Below are 2,368 nucleotides of genomic sequence, written 5' to 3'. Positions count from 1 at the left end.
CATGGTGCGCGCCGCAAACGACAAGCACAGCCTCAAGGTCAGACGCAAAAAGGCAAACCTCAATCAGCACTACCTCGAAACCCTCCTCAGGCAGACCCAGAATTAACCTGAAGCGATTCCCCTGGGGCGATTCGGGGGCCAAGCTGTTGCCGAAATCCTTCGCCGGCGCGCAAACCGTACCGCAATTTGGCCAAAGCTCTGGATTTTTGTGAAAACTGGATGACATTACCATGACGGATGAGCGACAGGCGTCGCGACATCGATTGAGGAAGCGTGCCTTGAGTTCTGGCCAGTCGAACATCGAGCCGGCGAAGCCGTCCGCATCGGGCGTCCGTCCGGCCGTCCGGCGCGGCCCGATGAAGCTGTGCGGATCGGTCGCCGCCCTGCTGCTGATCGCGGCGCTGCTGGTGTTCGCCGTCGAGCTGACCGCCCGCGGCTCGCTCGAGCAGACGCTGTTGTTCTTCCAGCAGCCGTTCCGGCCGGGCTGGACGACGATCGTGCTGTTCGCGCTGCTGATCGTGTTCCTCGACGCCCTGCTCGGGCGCCCGTATCACGCGCTGTTCCTGCTCGCGCCGGTGGCGCTCGGGCTCGCCTTCGTCGGTCAGCAGAAGGCCTTCTATCTCGGCGACCCGCTCTATCCGACCGACTTCCTCTATGCCCGGCAGATCGTCGAGCTGCTGCCGCTGCTGGTGCGCCAGCGCCCCGGTACGGCCGTGGCGTTCGCGGCAGCCGCCGTGCTGGCGATCGTGCTGCTGATCGTGGCCTGGCGGTTCTGGCGGCGGCGGGCGCCGCGGCTGACTTTCCGAGCGCGCCTGTCCAGGCTGGCGGTGGCGCTGCCGGCGCTGGTGTTCTTCGGCTCGCTGATGGACTACGCCACCTTCTCCTGGGCCCGCGACCGGCTGCAGATCTCGCCGGTGATGTGGGACCAGAAAGAGAACTACAACAGCAACGGCTTCGCCATCGCCTTCGCGCTCAACGTGCCGATGGCCAAGGTGGCGGCGCCGAAGGGCTATTCGGAAGAGGCGATCAAGGCCATCGCCGGCGCCGCGCCCGCGCCGCTCGCCGCGCCGGCCGAGAAGCCGGACATCATCGTGGTGATGAGCGAATCCTTCTGGGATCCGACCCGCCTGCCCGCCACCACGGTGACGCCCGACCCGATGCCGACCGTGCGCGCGCTCGGCTCCGGCCATGTGCTGTCGCCGGAATTCGGCGGCATGACCGCCAATGTCGAGTTCGAGGCGCTGACCGGCTTCTCCAACGCCTTCCTGCCCTATGGCAGCATACCCTACCAGCAATATGTGCGCGCGCCGATGCCGTCGCTGGCGACGTTCCTGAAGAGCGAGGGCTATTCCACGCGCGCCTTCCATCCGTTCGCCGGATGGTTCTGGAACCGCTCCAGCGTCTACCACGCCTTCGGCTTCGATCGCTTCCTGTCAGAGGAATCGCTGCCGCCGCTGGAAAAGCGCGGACCGCTCGCCGCCGACACCGCATTCGTCGACGCCATCATCCGCGAGGCGGAATGGACGGTGCGGCCGTTCTTCTATTTCGCCGTCACGCTGCAAGGCCACGGCCCCTACGAGCCGAACCGCTATCCCGATTCCAGGATCGCGGTCGACGGGCCGATGAGCGAGGCGGCACGCGGCGCGCTGCGCACCTTTGCCACCGGCATCGCCGACGCCGACGAGAGCCTGGCACGGCTGATCGACTGGGCGAGCAAGCGCCAGCGGCCGACGATCATCGCCTTCTTCGGCGATCACCTGCCGCCTCTCGGCCAGGTCTTCGTCGAGACCGGCTTCATGAAGGGCTACGTGGCGGACCGCAACGCGCCGCTGGAGACGCTGGCGCTGGAGCACGAGACGCCGCTGGTGCTGTGGTCGAACCGCACCGGCGCGGTCAAGGATCTCGGCTCGATCAGCCCGGCCTTCCTGCCGCTGCACCTGATGCGGACGGCCGGCTTCAGCCATCCCTACTACACCGGCTTCCTCGGCGCCGTGCACGACCGCTTCCTCGCCGTCGACCGCAACATGCTGGTGGCGCGGGCCGGCACCGAGACGCCGAACTGGGCGCGCAGCGAGCAGCTCGACCCGCTCATCCGCGACTACCGCTACCTGCAGTACGACCTCATCTTCGGAAAACGTTTCGGCGACGCCGCCTTCTTCCCCAAGCCGCCGGAGAGCGGAGGACCGCGGCCTGTGGGCTGGTGAGCCGGGACCATCCTTCCAGGCGATCGCCGTCGTTTCCGCACGGCAGCGAGTTCAGGTTAACGTATTGAGATTTTGATTTCCTGCCGCGGTTTGCCGTGATTCATGACTGGTCACATCCTTTGGAGTGATTGGTCATGCATGAACAGACTGGCGCGGTGTACCGG

The 2,368-nt window shown here is 66.4% G+C and carries 1 protein-coding gene; it reads left to right on the top strand.

Annotated features, from left to right (window positions below; translation table 11 throughout):
• Positions 1 to 356 precede the first annotated feature (356 nt).
• Positions 357 to 2,204 (top strand): LTA synthase family protein, encoded by a 1,848-nt coding sequence (locus C7I84_RS29225; RefSeq protein ID WP_245428663.1) that lies wholly within the window; start codon positions 357 to 359, stop codon positions 2,202 to 2,204.
• The last annotated feature ends 164 nt before the right edge of the window (positions 2,205 to 2,368 follow it).

It is taken from the genome of Kumtagia ephedrae (assembly GCF_003012745.1).
Lineage (GTDB): Bacteria > Pseudomonadota > Alphaproteobacteria > Rhizobiales > Rhizobiaceae > Kumtagia > Kumtagia ephedrae.
This window is presented reverse-complemented; position numbering and strand designations above follow the sequence as displayed.